Annotated in this window: 17 protein-coding genes and 1 tRNA gene; 5 read left to right on the top strand and 13 right to left on the bottom strand. The window is 71.5% G+C overall.

The features are described 5' to 3' along the window. Positions 1 to 143: 143 nt before the first annotated feature. The 3 genes from IEY56_RS06200 to IEY56_RS06190 all read right to left on the bottom strand — a co-directional run bounded on the left by IEY56_RS06200 (position 144) and on the right by IEY56_RS06190 (position 2,599). Complete coding sequence (locus IEY56_RS06200) at positions 144 to 1,169, bottom strand: SCO1664 family protein (protein WP_189036057.1); 1,026 nt, start codon at positions 1,167 to 1,169, stop codon at positions 144 to 146. Further along, positions 1,166 to 1,756 (bottom strand): DUF3090 domain-containing protein, encoded by a 591-nt coding sequence (locus IEY56_RS06195; RefSeq protein ID WP_189036056.1) that lies wholly within the window; start codon positions 1,754 to 1,756, stop codon positions 1,166 to 1,168. Before IEY56_RS06195 ends, IEY56_RS06200 begins: the two co-directional genes overlap by 4 nt. 69 nt (positions 1,757 to 1,825) lie before the next feature. Then, the gene (locus IEY56_RS06190; RefSeq protein WP_189036055.1) at positions 1,826 to 2,599 is read right to left on the bottom strand and encodes a histidine phosphatase family protein; all 774 of its coding nucleotides are present in this window, start codon (positions 2,597 to 2,599) and stop codon (positions 1,826 to 1,828) included. Between the two features lie 100 nt (positions 2,600 to 2,699). Here IEY56_RS06190 and corA point away from each other — a divergent pair, with 100 nt between their 5' ends. Then, complete coding sequence (gene corA, locus IEY56_RS06185) at positions 2,700 to 3,683, top strand: magnesium/cobalt transporter CorA (protein ID WP_229711651.1); 984 nt, start codon at positions 2,700 to 2,702, stop codon at positions 3,681 to 3,683. A 223-nt stretch (positions 3,684 to 3,906) separates the two neighbouring features. On the opposite strand, the gene IEY56_RS06180 is transcribed toward corA, so the two are convergent. Beyond that, positions 3,907 to 4,965 (bottom strand): LLM class F420-dependent oxidoreductase, encoded by a 1,059-nt coding sequence (locus IEY56_RS06180; RefSeq protein ID WP_189036054.1) that lies wholly within the window; start codon positions 4,963 to 4,965, stop codon positions 3,907 to 3,909. Between the two features lie 74 nt (positions 4,966 to 5,039). Between IEY56_RS06180 and IEY56_RS06175 the strand changes: the two genes are divergently transcribed. Both IEY56_RS06175 and IEY56_RS06170 read left to right on the top strand, forming a co-directional pair. Then, on the top strand, positions 5,040 to 6,026 hold the full coding sequence (locus IEY56_RS06175) for an aldo/keto reductase (protein ID WP_189036053.1): 987 nt from the start codon (positions 5,040 to 5,042) through the stop codon (positions 6,024 to 6,026). After that, positions 5,957 to 8,230 (top strand): helix-hairpin-helix domain-containing protein, encoded by a 2,274-nt coding sequence (locus IEY56_RS06170; RefSeq protein WP_189036242.1) that lies wholly within the window; start codon positions 5,957 to 5,959, stop codon positions 8,228 to 8,230. Before IEY56_RS06175 ends, IEY56_RS06170 begins: the two co-directional genes overlap by 70 nt. Before the next feature lie 147 nt (positions 8,231 to 8,377). Here IEY56_RS06170 and IEY56_RS06165 read toward each other — a convergent pair whose 3' ends face one another. Further along, positions 8,378 to 9,046, bottom strand: coding sequence for a hypothetical protein (locus IEY56_RS06165; RefSeq protein WP_189036052.1), 669 nt, complete (start codon positions 9,044 to 9,046; stop codon positions 8,378 to 8,380). A 47-nt stretch (positions 9,047 to 9,093) separates the two neighbouring features. Between IEY56_RS06165 and IEY56_RS06160 the strand changes: the two genes are divergently transcribed. After that, on the top strand, positions 9,094 to 9,282 hold the full coding sequence (locus IEY56_RS06160; RefSeq protein WP_045865481.1) for a DUF5703 family protein: 189 nt from the start codon (positions 9,094 to 9,096) through the stop codon (positions 9,280 to 9,282). A gap of 82 nt (positions 9,283 to 9,364) precedes the next feature. On the opposite strand, the gene IEY56_RS06155 is transcribed toward IEY56_RS06160, so the two are convergent. The 3 genes from IEY56_RS06155 to IEY56_RS06145 all read right to left on the bottom strand — a co-directional run bounded on the left by IEY56_RS06155 (position 9,365) and on the right by IEY56_RS06145 (position 11,966). Continuing rightward, positions 9,365 to 10,066, bottom strand: a complete 702-nt coding sequence (locus IEY56_RS06155; RefSeq protein WP_189036051.1) for a chaplin — start codon at positions 10,064 to 10,066, stop codon at positions 9,365 to 9,367. Between the two features lie 152 nt (positions 10,067 to 10,218). After that, entirely contained in the window at positions 10,219 to 10,431 is a 213-nt protein-coding gene (locus IEY56_RS06150; protein WP_189036050.1) for a chaplin, read from the bottom strand. Positions 10,432 to 10,631: 200 nt separating this feature from the next. After that, on the bottom strand, positions 10,632 to 11,966 hold the full coding sequence (locus IEY56_RS06145) for a M20/M25/M40 family metallo-hydrolase (RefSeq protein ID WP_189036049.1): 1,335 nt from the start codon (positions 11,964 to 11,966) through the stop codon (positions 10,632 to 10,634). A 144-nt stretch (positions 11,967 to 12,110) separates the two neighbouring features. On the opposite strand from IEY56_RS06145, the gene IEY56_RS06140 reads away from it, so the two are divergent. After that, positions 12,111 to 12,195: transfer RNA gene (locus tag IEY56_RS06140), tRNA-Leu, on the top strand. Positions 12,196 to 12,402: 207 nt separating this feature from the next. Here IEY56_RS06140 and asnB read toward each other — a convergent pair. From asnB to IEY56_RS06115, 5 genes are all read right to left on the bottom strand, one after another. Continuing rightward, entirely contained in the window at positions 12,403 to 14,247 is a 1,845-nt protein-coding gene (asnB, locus tag IEY56_RS06135) for an asparagine synthase (glutamine-hydrolyzing) (RefSeq protein ID WP_189036048.1), read from the bottom strand. A gap of 223 nt (positions 14,248 to 14,470) precedes the next feature. After that, complete coding sequence (locus IEY56_RS06130; protein ID WP_189036047.1) at positions 14,471 to 15,946, bottom strand: ABC transporter ATP-binding protein; 1,476 nt, start codon at positions 15,944 to 15,946, stop codon at positions 14,471 to 14,473. Next, positions 15,943 to 16,710, bottom strand: coding sequence for an energy-coupling factor transporter transmembrane component T family protein (locus IEY56_RS06125; protein ID WP_229711649.1), 768 nt, complete (start codon positions 16,708 to 16,710; stop codon positions 15,943 to 15,945). Before IEY56_RS06125 ends, IEY56_RS06130 begins: the two co-directional genes overlap by 4 nt. Next, positions 16,707 to 17,321: an MptD family putative ECF transporter S component gene (locus IEY56_RS06120; protein ID WP_229711648.1), complete on the bottom strand. Its 615-nt coding sequence runs from the start codon at positions 17,319 to 17,321 to the stop codon at positions 16,707 to 16,709. Before IEY56_RS06120 ends, IEY56_RS06125 begins: the two co-directional genes overlap by 4 nt. A gap of 42 nt (positions 17,322 to 17,363) precedes the next feature. Continuing rightward, on the bottom strand, positions 17,364 to 18,164 hold the full coding sequence (locus IEY56_RS06115; RefSeq protein ID WP_189036046.1) for a thioesterase II family protein: 801 nt from the start codon (positions 18,162 to 18,164) through the stop codon (positions 17,364 to 17,366).

The following is an 18,164-nucleotide window of genomic DNA, read 5'->3' as shown; positions in this document are numbered from 1 at the left end:
CGGGCGAACGGGGCGAGAGATGGGCAAGTTGTGTGAATGGCCGGATACACGGCCTTGACGGGGCTCGGCTGCGGTTGAGGAGTATCGGCACGTCCGCCGGTGCGCGCACCCGCGGCCGCGGCCGCCGAGGCTCCGCAGGGCCCCTACAGGGGCGGCCAGGGAATAGCGGGCCAGTCGCCGCCGGGCATCGGGTGCCGTCCGGACGTGCGCAGCGCGTCGACGCGCTTGCGGAGTGCGTCGATCTCCTCGGGAGTGATCAGTTCGGACAGCCGGGCCGCGAGCGGAGTGCCGTCGGCCAGCCTCGCGGCCAGTTCACGCAGTGCGGCGCAGGCCTCCGCGGTGAGTTCCTCACCGGCCCACCCCCACAGGAGGGTCCGCAGCTTGCCGTCCGCGTGGAAGGTGACTCCGTGGTCGATGGCGTAGAGCCGTCCGCCGGGGGCCGGCAGGAGGTGGCCTCCTTTGCGGTCCGCGTTGTTGATCACGGCGTCGACGACGGCGAGCCGCCGGAGCCGGGCGTCGTCGGCGTGTACGAGCAGGGCGGGGCGCGCTCCGCCGGTGTCCACGTGTCCGACGGTCTTCCAGCCCGCGCCCGGCTCGTCGCCCTCGACCACGGCGAGCAGGTCTCCGAGCGCCTCACCCGGGGGCGGTCCGGCGGCCTCGTCCGCGCCGTCGACGCGCCCGTCGCCGTCCCGCACGTCCGCTTGCGCGGCCTCGTCCGCGGACTCTCCCGGACCGGTGCCGTCGCCGCCCGCCTCAGCGTCGCTGCCCGCTTCAGTGCCCGCTTCGTCGTCGTCCTCCGTGCCGGGCAGCGGCCCGACCCACGCCTGGCACATCCCGAGGCCGTAGGGGCCCTCGCGCAGGACCGTGGCGGGGATCAGGTCCCAGCCCAGCGCACGCGAGATCTCGTACGCCGCCACCTCGCGCTGCGCGAGCGTGCCGTCGGGGAAGTCCCACAGGGGACGCTCGCCCGCCACCGGCTTGTACACGCACGGCAAGCCGCGGCCCTCGTGCTCGACCCGCCCGAAGAGCACCGCGTTCGATGCCTCCCGGATCTGCCCCAGCACCGTCAGCGCGCCGCGCTCCAGGTGGAGGCGCGTCTCCTCGTCCGCCGGGGAGCCGGACGGAGGGCCCGGCCGCGGCGGCGAAGCTGACTCGGCCTGCTTGCTCATTCGCCCCGCCGGTAACCGTTCTGCCGCGGGCACACGTGCCCTTCCGGGTCGAGCGGCAGGCTGCACAGCGGGCACGGCGGACGTCCGGCGTTGACGACCTCCATGGCCCGCTTGGCGAACGCGCGGGCCATGGCCCCGTCGAGCCGCACCCGCAGCATCGGGGGGCCGTTCTCGTCGTCCTGGAGCAGCCGCTCCTCGGCGTCCGCGAGATCCTCGTCGGAGTCCGCCTCGAGCTCGACGATGGCCTGCGCCTCGACCACCATCCGCTCGCCGTCGCCGTCCCAGGCGAGGGCCATCGTCCCGACGCGGAACTCCTCCTCGACAGGCGTCTCCAGCGGCTCCTTGTCGTCGGTCTCGGAGGGCGCGACGGCGGGGACGGGGGCGTTGCCGCCGGAGCGGCGGACCACCTCGTCGAGCAGTTCGTCGATCCGCTCGGCCAGCGCCTCGACCTGAGCCTTCTCCAGCGCGACGCTCGTCGTACGGCCCGAAGCGGAGGCCTGGAGGTAGAAGGTGCGCCGTCCTGGCAGCCCGACCGTACCGGCGATGAATCGGTCCGGAGGGTCGTAGAGGAACACCTGACGGGACACGTCCTGCTCCGTTGTCGTCGACGTCTACTCGGTCAATGGGCACCCTACTGCGACTGCCGATCTTCGCGCTTAAGCGCCGCCTCCCACAGTGGCGTTGCTCCCCTGCTCGCGGCTTCTGTCTTCCCCGCCGGGCTTGCGCGAAGCGTCTGCCGCGCCATCCGCCGCGCCTTCTCCCTCAGCGGCCGTCTCCGCCTCCCCGGCGGGACGCTCCGGCGGTACGAGCGAGTCCAGTTCCCCGGTCTCCCCCAGCCGCAGCAGGAAGGGCCGCAGCGCCGTGTAGCGGATGACGGTCAGCGAGCACGGGGCGACGGAGATGCGCTGGAAGAGGTCCAGATGCATGCCGAGGGCGTCGGCCACGACGGACTTGATGATGTCCCCGTGCGAGCACATCGCGTACAGCGCTCCGGACCCGTGCTCCTCCTCGATGCGGCCGTTCCACTCGCGTACCGCCTCGACCGCCCTGGCCTGCATGTCCCGCATCGACTCCCCGCCGGGGAACGCCGCGGCGGAGGGATGCTGCTGGACCGTCGTCATCAGCGGCTCTTCGAGGAGCTCGGCCAGCTTGCGCCCGCTCCAGTCCCCGTAGTCGCACTCGGAGATCCGCTCGTCGGTGTGCACCGGCAGGCCGGGGCGGGCGCGGGCGAGCGGCGCCAGCGTCTCCTGGCAGCGCTGCATGGGGCTGCTGACGACGGCGGCGAGGGGCAGGGCGCCGAGCCGGTCCGGGAGCGATTCGGCCTGCGTCTGCCCATGCTCGTCGAGCGCCACCCCCGGAGTGCGGCCCGCGAGCAGTCCGGAGGTGTTGGCGGTGGAGCGGCCGTGCCGTACGAGGATCAGCGTGGGCATGCCTGCCAGCGTAAGCGAGCGGCCCGCGCCGCCGTCCCCCGCCGCCGGCCGGGGCGGCCGCGGTGGTTGGAGCTGCGGCGACGGGGCACAATGACCTGTCGTGATCGTGGACTGCGCCATCTACAGGGACGGACAGCGCATGGAGCGCCCGTCCGGCTTCTCCGACGCCCTGGCGGAGGCCAGGGAGGCGGGGGACGCTTTCCTGTGGATAGGCCTGCACGAGCCCACCGAAGCCGAATTCGACCACGTCGCCGAGGAGTTCGGGCTCCATCCGCTCGCCGTCGAGGACGCCCTCCACGCGCATCAGCGGCCCAAGCTGGAGGTCTACTCCGACTCCCTCTTCCTCGTCCTGAAGCCCGTCTCCTACGACCAGTCCACCGCGACGGTCTCCGCGGGCGAGGTCATGCTCTTCATCGGCGACTCCTTCGTCGTCACCGTGCGGCACGGCGAGGCCAATCCGCTCGGCGAGGTGCGGGAGCGGCTGGAGCAGGACCCGAAGGTGCTCCGGCACGGTCCGACGGCGGTGATGTACGTCGTCAGCGACGCCGTCGTCGACCAGTACATGGAGGTGGCGGCCGACCTCCAGGTGAGCCTGGAGGGCCTGGAGGAGGACGTCTTCGCCCCCGAGGGCCGGTCCGCCCGGGACACGGCGGGCCGCATCTACGGCTTCAAGCGGCAGGTGCTGGGCTTCCGGCGCGCGACGGGGCCGCTCGCCGAGCCCCTGGAGCGGCTGACGCGCTCAGGGGTGCCCTTCGTGCACGAGGAGTCCCGCCCGTTCTTCCGCGACGTCAGCGACCACTTGTCCCGCGTGCACGACCAGGTCGACAGCCTCGACCGGCTGCTGTCGGACATGCTGTCGGCGAACCTCGCGCAGATGAGCGTCCGGCAGAACGACAACATGCGCAAGATCTCCGCGTGGGCGGCCATGTTCGCCATTCCGACGGCCATCGCCGGGGTGTACGGCATGAACTTCGAGCACATGCCGGAGCTGGACTGGGTGTGGGCGTACCCGACTGTGATCGCGCTGATCGCGACGGCGTGCCTGATGCTCTTCCGCTTCTTCAAGCGTCGCGGGTGGATGTGACACGGCGCCCGGCGGCACGGGGCACCCTGCGACCGGCAGGCTGGTAGGGCGGATGCTCCGGTGAGGGGGCGTCCGCGGCCGGCGCGTAACCGTTTCCGCACGCGGGACGTTGAGTTGCGTGACGGCCGTGGCGGGGAAGACCCCGAGCCCCCACCACGGCCGTAGGCATGTCCGGGCGCGCAGCCCGGGACGGCGCTTCAGGAACGCCGTCCGGGCCGCCCTCTCAGGAGGCCGCCCCGGCGCGCTCCAGCGCCTCGACGCCAGCCCGCAGCCCGCTCAGCCGCTCCTCGAGACCGAAACCGGCCGGCGCGAGGGAGAGCGTCGTCACGCCCGCGTCCGCGTAGGCGCGCATGCGCTCGGCGATGCGCTCGACCGGGCCGACGAGGGTGGTGGAGTCGATGAGTTCGTGCGGCACGGCCGCCGCCGCGCCCTCCTTGTCGCCGGACAGGTACTTCTCCTGGATCTCGGCGGCCTCCTTCTCGTAACCCATGCGCTGCGCGAGGCGGTTGTAGAAGTTCTGCTTGCGGCTGCCCATGCCGCCGACGTACAGCGCGGTGTACGGACGGAACTGGTCGGCCAGCGCCCGCACGTCATCGCCCACCGCCATGGGCACCGTCGGGCAGACGTCGAAGCCCGTGAGCCCCGGCCCCTTGCCCGCCTTCTCGCGGCCGGCGCGCAGGTGCTGCAGCGTGGTCTCCTCCGCGTGCTCCGGGGAGAAGAAGATCAGCAGCGCACCGTCGGCGATCTCCCCGGTCTGCTCCAGGTTCTTCGGGCCGATGGCCGCGATGTAGAGCGGGATCTCCTCGCGTACGGGGTGGACGGTGAGCTTGATGGGCTTGCCCGGGCCGCCGGGCAGCGGAAGCGTCCAGTGCTCGCCCTCGTGGCTGAGGCGCTCGCGGGACATGGCCATGCGGATGATCTCCACGTACTCGCGGGTGCGCGAGAGGGGCTTGTCGAACTTCACGCCGTACCAGCCTTCGGAGACCTGCGGGCCGGAGACGCCGAGGCCGAGCCGGAAGCGCCCGCCCGAAAGGGAGTCGAGGGTGGCGGCGGTCATCGCCGTCATCGCGGGCGTACGGGCGGGGATCTGGAAGATGCCGGAGCCGACGTCGATGTTCTCCGTCTGCGCGGCCACCCAGGAGAGGACCGTGGGGGCGTCCGATCCGTACGCCTCGGCGGCCCAGCACACGTCGTAGCCGAGGCGGTCGGCCTCCTTGGCGACGGCGAGATTGTCCGCGTCCATCCCCGCGCCCCAGTAGCCGAGGTTGATACCGAGCCGCATATGGTCCCCTTACTGATCAGTAACGTCTCTGTCCGAGGGACTGTAACGTGCGGCCGCAAGTAACCTCAACGCCCATGGAGGCAAGGCATCTGGGCCGCACCGGCCTGCGCGTATCCCGACTCGGCCTCGGCACCCTCACCTGGGCCCGGGACACCGGGGAGCGGGACGCCGCGGATCAGCTCAAGACGTTCTGGGAGGCGGGGGGCTCGCTCGTCGACACGGCGGACGTCTACGCGGACGGCGGCGCCGAGTACCTCCTGGGCAGACTCGTGGAGGGTCTGGTGCCGCGCCGCGACCTCGTCATCGCCACCAAGGCGGGCAGCGTCCCCGATCCCGACCGGCGGTTCGACTGCTCACGCGGCCACTTGCTCGCCGCGCTCGACGCCTCCCTGGAACGGCTGCGCACCGACTACGTCGATCTGTGGCAGGTGCACGCCTTCGACCCGGACACACCACTCGAAGAGACGCTGCAGGCACTGGACATCGCGGTCAGCAGCGGGCGCGCACGCTACGTGGGCGTCTCGAACTTCAGCGGCTGGCAGCTCGCGAAGGCCGCCACCTGGCAGCTCGCCGCCCCCGGAACCCGCACGACGCTGGCCAGCACGCAGATGGAGTACTCCCTGCTGCAGCGCGGCGTGGAACGTGAACTCCTGCCCGCCGCCGCGGACTTGGGCCTGGGGTTGCTGCCCTCCTCCCCGCTGGGCCGCGGAGTGCTGACGGGCAAGTACCGCAGTGCCGACCCGCCGCCCGGGTCCCGCGGCGCCTCGGAGCAGCTGGCGGCGTTCGTCGCCCCGTACCTCGACGAGACCGCCGACCGCATCGTCGACGCCGTCTCCACGGCCGCCGACGGGCTGGCGGTCTCCCCGCTGCAGGTCGCGCTCGCCTGGGTGCGGGACCGTCCCGGGGTCACGGCGCCGATCGTCGGCGCACGCACGTCGCAGCAGCTCACGGAGGCCTTGTCAGTGGAAGGGCTTAGCCTTCCCGACGAGATCTGCCGAGCGCTCGACGACGTGTCGGCGCCGGTGCACCGCTACCCCGACCAGGACTGGAGCGAGCTGTGACGGACGCCAAGACAGGGGACGCCAAGGCAGCCGAACTCCTCGCGGCCGTAAGGGCGGTGGAGAGCGGCGAGCGCTCCGCCGCGTCCTTCTTCGCCGAACCCGCGCCGCAGGCCGCGCCAGGCCCGCGCCCGCCCCGCCCGGCACCGGGCCCCTCCCCCGCCGGAGGCCCCGGCGCGGGCGGGCGCGCGAGCGGTCCGGTGACCGTGCCGGAGGAGCTGCGCGCGGTCCTCGCGGAAGGCGGGGCGCCGGAAGGGCTGGCGGCACCCGCCGCCGAGGCACTGGGCGAGTCGGCGGCGGAGCTGCTGCGCGCCGACCCGTGGCAGCTCCTGGCGGCACCGGGCGTCCGTCCGGAGCAGGCGGACGGTTTCGCCCGCGCTCTCCTGGGCGGCGAGTGCGGCCCGGAGGACGAGCGCCGTGCCCAGGCGCTCGTCGTCTGGCTGCTGGAGCGTGCCGCGCTCGCGGGGCACACGGCGCTGGAGCCGGCGGCGCTCGCCAAGGGCCTCTCGCAGCACGGGGTTCCCGAGCCGGACGAGGCGGTCCGCGCCGCGGTCGACTCGGGCGCCGTCCTCGTCTTCGAGGACTCGCTCGACGCCATGCCCGGCGGCGGCACCGCCCCCGCGGAGGCCGCCGGGGCGGGCGGAGATTCCGGGGACGAGGGTGCGGAGCGCCCCGTCGAGCTGCTGCTCGGGCTCGACCGCTACGCCCTCGCGGAGGAAAGCCTCGCGGACGGCCTGGCCCGGGTGATCGGGGCCCAGCAGCAGACCCCGGGCGGCGCGGGCGGCGGCGAGCCCGCCGGGGACGAACCTCCCGGTGACGGGCCCTCCGGGGCCCGGCCCGGCAGTCCGGAGGCCTGGGAGGCCGCGGCAGCCTCCGCTCCCTCCCCGTCGGCCGCCGAACTGATCCGCGCGGTCGCCGGGCACGGGCTGACGGTCCACACCGGCGGCGACGCCGCGCGTGCCGAACCCGCCGCGCTCCTGGCCGCCGCACGGCACGCGGGGCTGCGGGCGTACGCGGCGGCGCACAGCCTCGACGGGCGGGCCCGGCTGGCAGGCCTCGTGGCCGCTTGCGAGGGCGGCGGCCCGGGAGACGGAGACGGCGGCCCGGAGGACGCAGACCGCGGCCCGGGGGACGGAGACGGCACCCCGGACGGAGAGCTCTCCGGCGCCGAGGGCGCGGCGTCCTGCGTCGTCACCGTCGCCGGGCTCCTCGAAGGCCGCGAGGGCCCCGCGAGGGACGAGGACGGAGCATGGTCACTCGATCTGCTGATCGTCTGCGACGCTCCCCAACTGGACGCCGAGACGGCGGCCGCTCTCGTGGAGTCCCTGCCCGACGGGGCGCGCCTGGTGCTCAGCGGCGATCCGCACGTACTCGGTTCCGCGGGCCCGGGCCAGGTCTTCGCGGACGTGCTGTCCTCCGGCGCGTGCCCCCGCGTGGCCTCCCGCACGCCGGACCCGGGCCCCGTGGGCGAGCTCGTCTCGGGCATCGGGATCGGAGAGCTGACCCAGGTCGAGGCCCCCGGGAAGGAGGTCGTGATCGTCCCGGTGCGGGACGCTCCCGAGGCCGTGCACCGCACCGTCCAGCTCGTCGCCGACTCGGTTCCCCGCGCGCTGGGCGTGCCCGCGGACGACACGCAGGTCATCACTCCCGGGCACGGCGGCGCGGCCGGCACCCGGGCGCTGAACGCCGCCCTGAAGGAGCGGCTGCACCCCGGCCCGGGGCGCTTCGGCGGCTTCGACCCGGGTGACCGGGTGGTCCATACCCCCGCTCCCGGGCGGACGGCGCCCGCGACCGTCGTCTCCGGCGACGACGAGGGGCTGCGCCTGGAGTACACGGGCACCGGTGAGAGCGTCCTCGTGGCGCGCGAGCGGGTAGCGGGCACCGTCCGCCACGGCTGGGCGGTCACGGCCCACCAGGCGGTCGGGATGCGCTGGCCCGCAGCGGTGGTGGTGCTCCCGGGTGACGCCACGGGAGCGCTGACGCGCGAGTGGGTCTACACGGCCTTCGGCCGGGGTGAACGGCACCTCTCCGTGGTCCACGGCGCCGAGGACGCCCTGCCGCGGGCTGTCGCCTCGGTCACGGCCCCCGACCGGACGACACGGCTGCGGAAGCTGCTCAAGCAGTCCGCACAGCAGGCGGCCGCCGCGGCGGCGTCCCCAGAGGCGCCGGCTCCGGAGGGCGACGGGGGCGCAGGGCCAGGCGCCTGAATGCCCCGCAAAAGCTCCGCACCGGCGGCTCCGTGCTGCGAGACGGTGCCGCGCGATCCGGCCCGTCACCCGGCCGGGTCCCGCGGCTCCGGTCACTGATGCGACGGGCCGGTGCGGGGCCTTCGGCCGCCGCCTCGCGCCGCCGGGTCAGTCCTCGTCGAACGCCTCGAAGTCCGCCTCGTCGAAGACGGAGCTGACGTCGAACCGGCAGACGACACGCTCGGGGTCCGCCTGGTCGAACGGCGCGCTGAGCCACTCCCCCGGCTCGCTCGGTTCGTCGGCCGCCGAGACCCACAGCGTCGAGTCGCCCTCGTCCAGGCCGAACTCCTTGTGCCGTGTGGCGATCTCGTCCGCCTCGTACTCCCCGAAGAGCACGCCGAGCGCCGCGTGGACACTGCTGCCCGCGGACGACCCCGCCGTGTCGTCGTCGGCCGAGTCCGGATCGAGGTCGGTGACGCGCTGCGCCTGGGCGAGCAGCCGGTGCGGCTCCACGACGGTGTAGTCCCGGCGGATCAGCACCGTCAGGGCGCTGGGCACCTCGGGGCCGGTGTAGGCCGGCATCGCGTCTCCGCCCGGGATCTCGAACGGAGTGACTTCGTCGTACTTCTCGTACAGCAACTCGTCGTAGGCCTCGCCGGCAGCGGCGAGCTCGTCGAAGGCCGCGTAGACGGCGGTGTCGAGGGCGCCTTCCTCACCGCCGTCCGTGGCACCTTCCGCGCGTCGCTCGACCGCCTCCAGATGCCGGTCGAGAGCGGCTTTCACTGCATCGGCGGCGGCACGTACGTCGGCAGCGGTGGGCTGCGCAGCATCAGACATAGTGCAGACGCTATCCGCATCCGTCCTCTGCCCGCACAATAGATGGGATGCCGGAATACGAATTTCGTGACGTGTACGTTCCTCGCGGGGTCTCCCGCAAGGCGGCGACCAGACTGCTGACCGAGCATGCCGAGTACGGGCACTGGGAGTTGGCCCGTACGCGGCTCTACCCCGACGGCAGCCGCAGGGTGCGGCTGCGCCGCCGGATCATCCGCCAGCTCCGCGCCACCTGGTGAGCGCGGGAGCGGACAAGAGAACAAGCAGCGGAGCGGGCACCACCCGTGGGGTGCCCGCTCCGCCTTGTCCGGACCTTCGGGATCAGCGCCGGGACGCGACCCGGGCCCGCCGGTAGAGGACGAATCCGCCGATCAGCAGACCCGCGCTCGCCGACGCGGCGATGCCGAGGTTGTCAGACCCCGTCTCCGCCAGCTCTCCGACCGGCTCCGACTGCGCACGGATGTCCGTCTCGGCGTCCGGCGTGATGCCGCCCTCGTCGCCGGGCCCTTCGGGCGTGCCCGGCTCATTCGGGGTGTTCGGCTCCTCCGGCGTACCCGGCACGTCCGGGTTCCCGGGGACGTCCGGGTTCCCGGGGACATCCGGAACCTCCGGCGGGTCCACGGGGACCTCGCCCGAGCCGCCGCCGCAGTCCCCGCCGGCGTTGCCGCTGCCGACAGCCGTGACGGTGTTGCCGCAGACCTCCACCGGCACACTGATCGGGGCCTGCACGTTGTTGCCGGAGGCGACGCCGGTACCGCTGCCGGAGTCGCTCACCTGCCCGGAGCCGCTGCCACCGCCGCCGGCGCATCCGGCCGACGAGTTGAGGGCGCCGAGAACGGTGATCGTGTTGCCGCACACCTTCACGGGGACGTCGACGGGGACCTGCACGTTGTTGCCGGAGGCGACCCCCGAGCCGGAGGCCGCCTGACTGCCGTCCGCGTAAGCCGTACCGCCTGAGAACGCGGCGAGCACTCCGCCCGCCGCGGCCACGGTGATCAGGCCTTTCCTTGTGACCTGTCGCATGTCTTTCTTCCCTGCCTTGCTTTCTGCCAGTGGGTGTTCGAGGACGCTCAACGGGGGCGGCTGCTCAGTACGCCGCCGGAAAAAGCCTTCATGCCGGAGGTGCGCACACGCTCCGGCCCTGCGGCTTCTTTCTCCCGCGTTGAGGAATCGGTTCAGACGCAGGCCGACTGATTCATGTGCCCGAGCACCGTGATCGTGTTGCCACACAGTCCGACCGGGACGTCCACGGGGACCTGCACGTTGTTGCCGCTGGCCACACCGCCGCCCCCGCTTGCGACCTGGGCGCCGTCCGCTACGGCCACACCTGCTCCGGCGAGCACCAGACCCCCGGCGGCAGCCGCGACTGCGGCGACCTTCTTGATCATGATTCCTCCTCGTTGGCATCGCGGTTCAAGCCGCGAACCGCATCACTTGTAACGAGGACGGAGTAACGCGGGTACGAGTGGACGCAGCCATTCACTCGTTCCGGTCACTTACGCACGGGCGCGCGAATACTCCACGGAAAGACGGAACGGCACGCCCAACACAGGGCGTGCCGTTCAACTTCCTTATCGGCAGGCGTATTTCAGCACTGGTCCAGGAATCGGTCCAGCACGCGCACACCGAACTTCAGTCCGTCCACGGGCACCCGCTCGTCAACACCGTGGAACATTCCCGCGAAGTCGAGCTCCGGCGGCAGCTTCAGGGGAGCGAACCCGAAGCAGCGGATTCCGAGGTCGTCGAAGGACTTGGCGTCCGTGCCGCCGGAGAGCATGTACGGCACGGCGCGCGCGGCGGGGTCCTCTGCCTTGAGGGACGTCTGCATCGCGTCGACGAGGGCACCGTCGAAGCTCGTCTCCAGGGCCTTGTCCGCGTGCACGTCCTCACGCCGCACCCGTGGACCGAGGACGCGGTCGAGGTCGGCGAGGAACTCCTCCTCATGTCCGGGGAGGAACCGTCCGTCGACGTGCGCGGTGGCCTGGCCGGGGATCACGTTGACCTTGTAGCCGGCGCCGAGCTGCGTGGGCGCCGCCGTGTTCTGCAGCGTCGCGCCGATGATCTTCGCGATGCCGCCGAGCTTCGCGAGGGTCTCCTCCATGTCCTCGGGGTCGAGCTCGGTCCCGAGTGCGTCGGAGAGTTCGTCGAGGAAGGACCGGACGGTCTTCGTCACGCGCACCGGGAACTTGTGGCGGCCCAGCCGTCCCACCGCCTCGCAGAGCTCGGTGATGGCGTTGTCGTTGTTCGTCATCGAACCGTGGCCCGCGGTGCCGTCCACGGTCAGACGCATCCAGTGCATGCCCTTCTGGGCGGTCTCCACCAGGTAAAGCCGCAGGTTCTCGTTGACCGTGAACGAGAAGCCCCCGACCTCGCCGATCGCCTCGGTCACGCCCTCGAAGAGGTCGCGGTGGTTGTCCACGAGGTGCCGGGCCCCGTAGAGGCCGCCGGCCTCCTCGTCCGCGAGGAAGGCCAGCACCACGTCGCGAGGGGGACGGCGGCCGCTGCGCAGTCGGTCGCGCACGACCGCGAGCGTCATCGCGTCCATGTCCTTCATGTCGACGGCACCGCGGCCCCAGACGCAGCCGTCGGCGATCTCGCCGGAGAAGGGGTGGTGCGTCCAGTCGTCCGCGTTGGCGGGCACGACGTCGGTGTGGCCGTGGATCAGGAGGGCGGGGCGCGAGGAGTCCTCCCCGGCGATACGCGCGACCGTCGAGGCGCGCCCCGGGCTGGACTCGAAGATCTCCGGCTCCAGACCCACCTCGGCGAGCTTCTCGGCGACGTACTCGGCGGCGGCACGTTCGCCCGGGCCCTCGTTTCCGCCGTAGTTGCTGGTGTCGATCCTGATGAGATCGCGGCAGAGGTCGACGACCTCGCTCTCCGCGTTCCCACCGCCACCGGTCGGGGAAGGGCTCGACTGGTTCACACTGCCTCCTCGTAGCACGGGTCCGCTCCCCATACTCCCGCTTCCCGGGCGGGGTCCCAAGAGGCGGGAGGGCAGCGTGATCGGCAGGCTCCGATCGGGTGTTAAAGTTGTGGTCGCCGCACGCCGAGCCGGGCGGTGCACCTTGTCGGGGTGGCGGAATGGCAGACGCGCTAGCTTGAGGTGCTAGTGCCCTTTACAGGGCGTGGGGGTTCAAGTCCCCCTCCCGACACACATATCGCAGACCGTGCCGGCCGAGTTTTCGGCCGGCACGGTCTGCGTTTTCGGGTCGGCACGGCGGAGCGCGGAGCAGGCTGCCGATGGCGTCGTGCACACCGTGATCCCCAGCCTCCCGGCGGCGCCCCGGGGGGTAGGGCGCCGCCGAGGGCGATGAGGGCCGCTCGGAAGAGGTGGGGGCTTCGCGAGCGGCTCGGCACGGTCAGTCCAGAATCAGTTCGGGCGTATGCAGCTCCAGCCAGGTGTGCAGGTCGAGCACCCGCTCCAGACCGGCCCTGACGGCGACCGACATACGCGCCGGGTCCTGAGACACCACGTCCTGCGCCCAGGCGCGGTCGACCAGCGCGAACACCTGCGCGTCCGGTTCCCCTACGACCTCCTTGACCTGTCGCTGCAGGTTCGTCGCGTAGTCGGGGTTCTGCGGTGACGGATAGGGGCTCTTCACCCGCTCCACCACCGACTGCGGCATCACATGAGCCGTAGCCTGCCGCAGCAGGCTCTTCTCGCGGCCGTCGAACGTCTTCATCGCCCAGGGGGTGTTGTAGACGTACTCGACGAGTTCGTGATTGCAGAACGGCACCCGCACTTCGAGCCCGACCGCCATCGAGAGGCGGTCCTTGCGGTCGAGGAGCGTACGCACGAAGCGCGTCAGATGCAGGTGGCACATGGTGCGCATGAGCCTGTCCCGCTCGGACTCCCCGTCGAGGTATTCGACCTCGGCGAGCGCCGCCGCGTACTGGTCGGCGGTGTAGGTCTCCACGTCGAGCTGCTTGCGCAGCCCCGGCTCGATGTGATCGGTCCGGGCCGCCAGGCTCATCGGGGGGATGACCGTCATCCACGGGAAAGTCCCGGCACGCAGGGCCGCTTCGCTGTGGAACCAGGGGTATCCGCCGAACACCTCGTCGGCCGACTCCCCGGACAGGGCCACCGTCGACTGCTCCCTGATCGCCTTGAAGAGCAGGTACAGCGAGTTGTCGAGGTCTCCGAAACCGTTGGGTATGTCGCGGGCGCCGACGGCCGCGCGGCGCACCGCGGGGTCCGAGATGTCCGCCGGGTCGAGCACCACGTTCTTGTGCGCGGACCGCACGTGCGCGGCGACGTCACGGACGAAAGGCGAGTCGGGGGTGTCGCGCATCTCGTCCGGGACGAAGTTCTCCTCCTGGCCGGCGAAGTCCACGGAGAACGTGCGCACTTGCTCGCCCCGCAGACCGAGGCGCTCGGCCGCGAGACCGGTGATCGCACTGGAGTCGAGGCCGCCCGAGAGCAGAACACCCTGCGGCACGTCCGAGATCAGCTGCCGGTCGACGATGCCCGTGAGCATCTCCCGCACCCGCGCCACCGTGTCGTCCTGGCTCTCGGCGTGCTCGGTCGCACGGAGGCGCCAGTAGGTGCGCTCCCTCAGCCCCTGCCGGTCCACGGTGATCAGCGTGCCCGGCACCATCTCGCGCATGCCCTTCCACAGCGCCCAGCCGGGGGTCTTGGTCTGCGCGAACAGCTCGCGCAGCCCGTCCGTGTCGACCGCTTTGGGCACCGACGGGTTCGCCAGGATCGCCTTCGGCTCGGAGCCGAACAGCACACCGTCGCGCGTCGGGTAGTAGTAGAGCGGCTTGATCCCCATGCGGTCGCGCACGAGCAGCAGCTTCTCGTCGCGCTCGTCCCAGATCGCGAAGGCGTACATGCCGTCGAGGTGGTCGACGAGGCTCTCGCCCCACTCCAGGTAGGAGCGGAGCACCACTTCGGTGTCGCTGTCCGTGCGGAAGGCGTGTCCGCCGGCCTTGAGGCGCTCTCGCAGCTCCTGGAAGTTGTAGACCTCACCGGAGTACACCAGAGCGACCTCGCCGGCCGGGGTGTTCGCGCTCATCGGCTGCGTTCCGCCGGGCAGATCGATGATGGAGAGGCGCCTGTGTCCGAGACCGGCGTGAGTACGCACATACACACCGCGGTCGTCCGGTCCCCGGCAGGCCATCGTCTCGGTCATGGAGTCCAGCGCGTGACTGCAGCGCGTCAGATCGCTGTCGAAGGACACCCATCCCGCAATGCCGCACATCTCACGACCTCATTTCTTTTCCAGAGCCAGCAGAATACTCAATACTCATCGGCGGATTTCTCGCAGAACGGACTGCCGGATTCGTCGACCGGAAGAATGCATGAAAGAGCAGAAAAAGCAGAAGCATGTAACTGCACGAATCGAGTCAGGCTAGCAATCGATTCCGCCGCACTACAATGTTCCTTTCACCTTCCCTCCCGTGCATTCTTCACGGGAGGGGCCTTCAGCAGGCGGGACGCAGACGCAGCTCCCGGTCGGCGGCGAGTTCGAGAAGGTCGGCGTCGTGGCTGATGAGGACGACCACCGCACCGCCCTCGGCGACCTCGCGCATGGTGCGTGTCATCGACCGCAGATGGCGGCGGTCCACGCCGGAGCTCGGCTCGTCGAAGATGACGACACGGCGCCCGCTCAGCCGGGCGGCGGCCACGACCAGGCGCTGCTGCTGCCCGCCGGAGAGCGCCAGGGGATGCCGGTCCCCGAGACCGTCCAGGCCCAGCTCGTCGAGGACGGTGGCGGCGCGTTCGGCCTGTTCGGGGACGGCCCCCAGGCGCAGTTCGCTCCTGACGCTGTCGGTGAACAACTGCCGCTGCACGTCCTGCATGACGATCGCGGTCTCCCGCTGCCTGCGTGAGCGGTGCAGCGGGCGCCCGTCGAGGAGCACCCGTCCCGAATGGCGCTGCAGCCCCGCGAGGACGCGGGCCAGGGTGGTCTTCCCCACGCCGTTCGGGCCGGTGACCGCGGTGATGGCGCCGCTGGGCAGATGTGCCTCCGCGATGTCGAGGATCGTGCGCCCCCGCATGACGCAGCGGAGGCCGCGCAGAGCGACGCCGGAACCCTCCGCCGAGGGTGTGTCCGCTGCCCCGCCTGCCGCTTTCCCGCCGGCGACGCCCACCCCGCCTTCCGCCGGGTTTTCTCCCGGTGCCACGCTCGGGCCGTGCGCGGAAATCGGCGGTGCCCCGGTTCTTTCGGGTGCGTTCAGGCTGCGCAGCCCCTCCCGGCGCAGAATTTCGTCGGTCAGTCCCGGGAATTCGGCGCTGGTCCATTCTCTTTCCGCACGGCCGCTGTGGAGGACCACGATGCGGTCGGCCACGGTGCGCAGATAGTGCAGGCGGTGTTCGGCGATGACGAGAGTCGCGCCCAGTTCCTTGAGGTGCCGCAGGATCCCGGTGAGGTCCGCGATGCCCTGGGGCGACAAGTTCGCGGTGGGCTCGTCGAGCAGAACCAGCGGCGGCTCATGGGTGACGGCCGCGGCGCAGGCCACCCGCTGCTGCTGGCCACCCGACAACTCCCGCAGCCTGCCGGAGAGTTCAGAGAGTCCGAAGTCCGCGACGACCTCGCCCACCCTGTCGCGGATCTGCTGTGACGGCGTACCGAAGTTCTCCAGGGCGAAGGCCAGTTCGGTGTCGACGGCGTCGGTGAAGAACTGGCGGCGCGGGTGCTGAAGGACCGTGCCGGTCACCCGCCCGACCTGCGCGAGCTCTGTGACCGGCTCCCCCACTACGCGGACTTCTCCGTCCAGCTTGCCGTCGTGGAAGTGCGGGATGAGGCCGTTCATCAGCCGCAGCGCCGAGCTCTTGCCGGAGCCGCTCGGGCCGCAGAGGACCACGGTCTCACCGCGGCGGACATGCAGGTCGAGACCGTCGACGGCCGGGGTCCCGCTTTCCTGGTAGCTCCAGCGGACGTCTTTCAGGAGTATCAACGCGCCGACCTCCACAGCACCGTCGCCGCCGCGAGCAGCATCACCACCGACCCGGCCACCGCGTCGGCGAGGCCGAACCGGGGCGGATGCATCGCCGTCGGCCGCGTCTGCGAGCCGAGACCGCGCAGCAGCGCCGAGGCCGAGAGGTCCTCGGCCGCCCGCAGGCTCGACGCCATCAGCGGCACCGTGAAGTACTCGATGCTCTGCACGGGATGCCGCAGCATCGCGGCCACGCCGCCCAGTCCGCGCAGCCGCATGGCGTCGCGTACGGCCTGCGCTTCGGCGACGATCGTGGGCACGAAGCGCAGCATCACCGCGCCCGACACCGTGAACACCGAGGGGATCCGTGCGGCCCGCAGCGCGGCGGTGAGCCGGGGCGGCGAGATGGTGTTGATCAGGTGCGCGGCGATGCCGCCCACGGCGACGAGACGCAGCGTGAACCCGGCCATGACCGCGAACAGGCCGACCACCGGCGACCGGACGGCCAGCGGCAGCAGGTAGGTCACGGCGGCGGCCAGGCCCGCGGCCAGCGGCAGTCCGAGAGCCCGTCGGTACGCCCCCTCGGACAGGGCGAGCAGCAGGCCGACCACCAGCGCCGCGGGAACGAACCACACGCCGCCGGGCGCCATGATGGTGATGCTCGCTGCCAGCAGGATCACCACCGCGGTGCGCGGGTCGAGCGTCCGCCGCGCGAGGGGCCTCTGCGGAACAGAGGCCCTCGCCGGCAGGACGGACGTGCCCGGTCGCGGATCGATGCTCGTCACACCAGGCCGGCCTTCCGGAAGTGCTTGTCGAGGAGCCGCAGCCCGAGCAGACCGCCGAGCAGGCCGAACACCAGCGTGGAAACGTCGAACCCGATCAGCACGGCCGGGGAGAGCAGCGAGTCCAGCTCGGAGACGTACTCCGGCCCCATCTCTTTCATGTAGGGGCTGGACAGGAAGTCCGCACGCGCGTAGAGCATCGGCATCATCAGTCCGGCGAACCAGGTGCTGAACACGGCATAGGCGACGACGCTCAGCTTCCGCGACCGGTACTGGCCGACGAACAGCACCGCTTCGGCGGCCAGCGCCGCCACGACCCCTACGAGAAGGGTGACGGGTGGGCTGCCGATGAGGAGCATGAACCCGGTGACGAGGACGGCGAACACGGTGACCATGCCGCCGTGCCGGACCTTGCAGAGGAACAGCATGAACGGCACACCCGCCGCGACGATGCTGATCGCGCTGGAGACCAGCGTCATCACCGGGTTGATGAATTCGAGCAGGTTGAATACGCCCACCGTCACGATGTAGAGGGCGGCGAAGATACCGATGTTGATGACGTCCTTCGGAGTCATCCGCACATCGATGCGGTGTTCCATGGTCTCGGCGGTCACGATTCACTACCCTCGTGTCGACTTGTCGGTTGTATGGACTGTTCAAGGAGCCGACGGCCACGGCACCGGCGACGCGTCGGAGGCGGTGCGCGCGTGCGCCGTGAGGAGTTCCACGACCGGGGCGCGGTGCTCCTCCAGATAGAAGTGGCCGCCTTCGAAGACGCGCTGGCGGCAGACGCCGTCGGTGACCTCGCGCCACCCCTCTGCCTCCCAGGAGTGGATCTCGGGGTCCCGGTCTCCGTACAGGACGGTGACCGGCGTGCGCAGGCGCTCACCGGGGGACGGCCGGTAGGTCTCACTCAGCCGGTAGTCGCCCCGGATGATGGGCAGGAACGCCTGGACGAGCGTGGGGTTGTCGAGGAGGTCGCGGTGCGTCGCCTCGGTGCGGCGCAGTTCCTCGATCAACTCGTCCTCGTCGCTGAGGTGGACACGGCCCGGACGGGTCAGCTGCGGGGCGGGGTGCCCCGAAACGACAAGTCCTGCAGGGGACTCACCTGCCGCCGTGAGCCGGCGGGCCACCTCGTAGGCGACGAGAGCACCCATGCTGTGCCCGAACAGGACGGTGGGAATCGGCTGCACGCGGCTCGGCACGTCGTCCGCCAACTCGGCGGCCATGCCCTGGATGTCCGCCGGCACCGGTTCGCCGTAGCGCTCCTCACGGCCCGGATACTGGACCGTGAGGAACTCGACGTCCCAGGGTGCCGCGTCCGCCCACGGCCTGTAGTAGCTGGCGCTGCCGCCGCCGTGGGGGAAGAGCAGGACCCGGGCCCGGGCGTACGGCCGGGGGGCAAGGGGGCGCACGGCTCCGCCGCGGGGGCCGTGCGGCTCGGGAACGACAGACAT

The organism is Streptomyces daqingensis, from assembly GCF_014645895.1.
In the GTDB taxonomy this organism is placed as follows: Bacteria; Actinomycetota; Actinomycetes; order Streptomycetales; family Streptomycetaceae; genus Streptomyces; species Streptomyces daqingensis.
Note: the sequence above shows the minus strand (reverse complement) of the source record. Positions and strands in the feature narration are given on the sequence as shown.

Excerpts from the sequence above, each read along its gene's own strand:
- IEY56_RS06180 (WP_189036054.1), bottom strand. The coding sequence starts at position 4,965 with ATGCGGCTCGGTATCAACCTCGGCTACTGGGGCGCGGGGATGGACGCG.
- IEY56_RS06165 (WP_189036052.1), bottom strand. The coding sequence starts at position 9,046 with ATGTCTGATGCTGCGCAGCCCACCGCTGCCGACGTACGTGCCGCCGCC.
- IEY56_RS06155 (WP_189036051.1), bottom strand. The coding sequence starts at position 10,066 with ATGCGACAGGTCACAAGGAAAGGCCTGATCACCGTGGCCGCGGCGGGC.
- IEY56_RS06190 (WP_189036055.1), bottom strand. The coding sequence starts at position 2,599 with ATGCCCACGCTGATCCTCGTACGGCACGGCCGCTCCACCGCCAACACC.
- IEY56_RS06160 (WP_045865481.1), top strand. The coding sequence starts at position 9,094 with ATGCCGGAATACGAATTTCGTGACGTGTACGTTCCTCGCGGGGTCTCC.
- IEY56_RS06115 (WP_189036046.1), bottom strand. The coding sequence starts at position 18,164 with ATGTCTGTCGTTCCCGAGCCGCACGGCCCCCGCGGCGGAGCCGTGCGC.
- IEY56_RS06175 (WP_189036053.1), top strand. The coding sequence starts at position 5,040 with ATGGAGGCAAGGCATCTGGGCCGCACCGGCCTGCGCGTATCCCGACTC.
- IEY56_RS06150 (WP_189036050.1), bottom strand. The coding sequence starts at position 10,431 with ATGATCAAGAAGGTCGCCGCAGTCGCGGCTGCCGCCGGGGGTCTGGTG.
- IEY56_RS06200 (WP_189036057.1), bottom strand. The coding sequence starts at position 1,169 with ATGAGCAAGCAGGCCGAGTCAGCTTCGCCGCCGCGGCCGGGCCCTCCG.
- asnB (WP_189036048.1), bottom strand. The coding sequence starts at position 14,247 with ATGTGCGGCATTGCGGGATGGGTGTCCTTCGACAGCGATCTGACGCGC.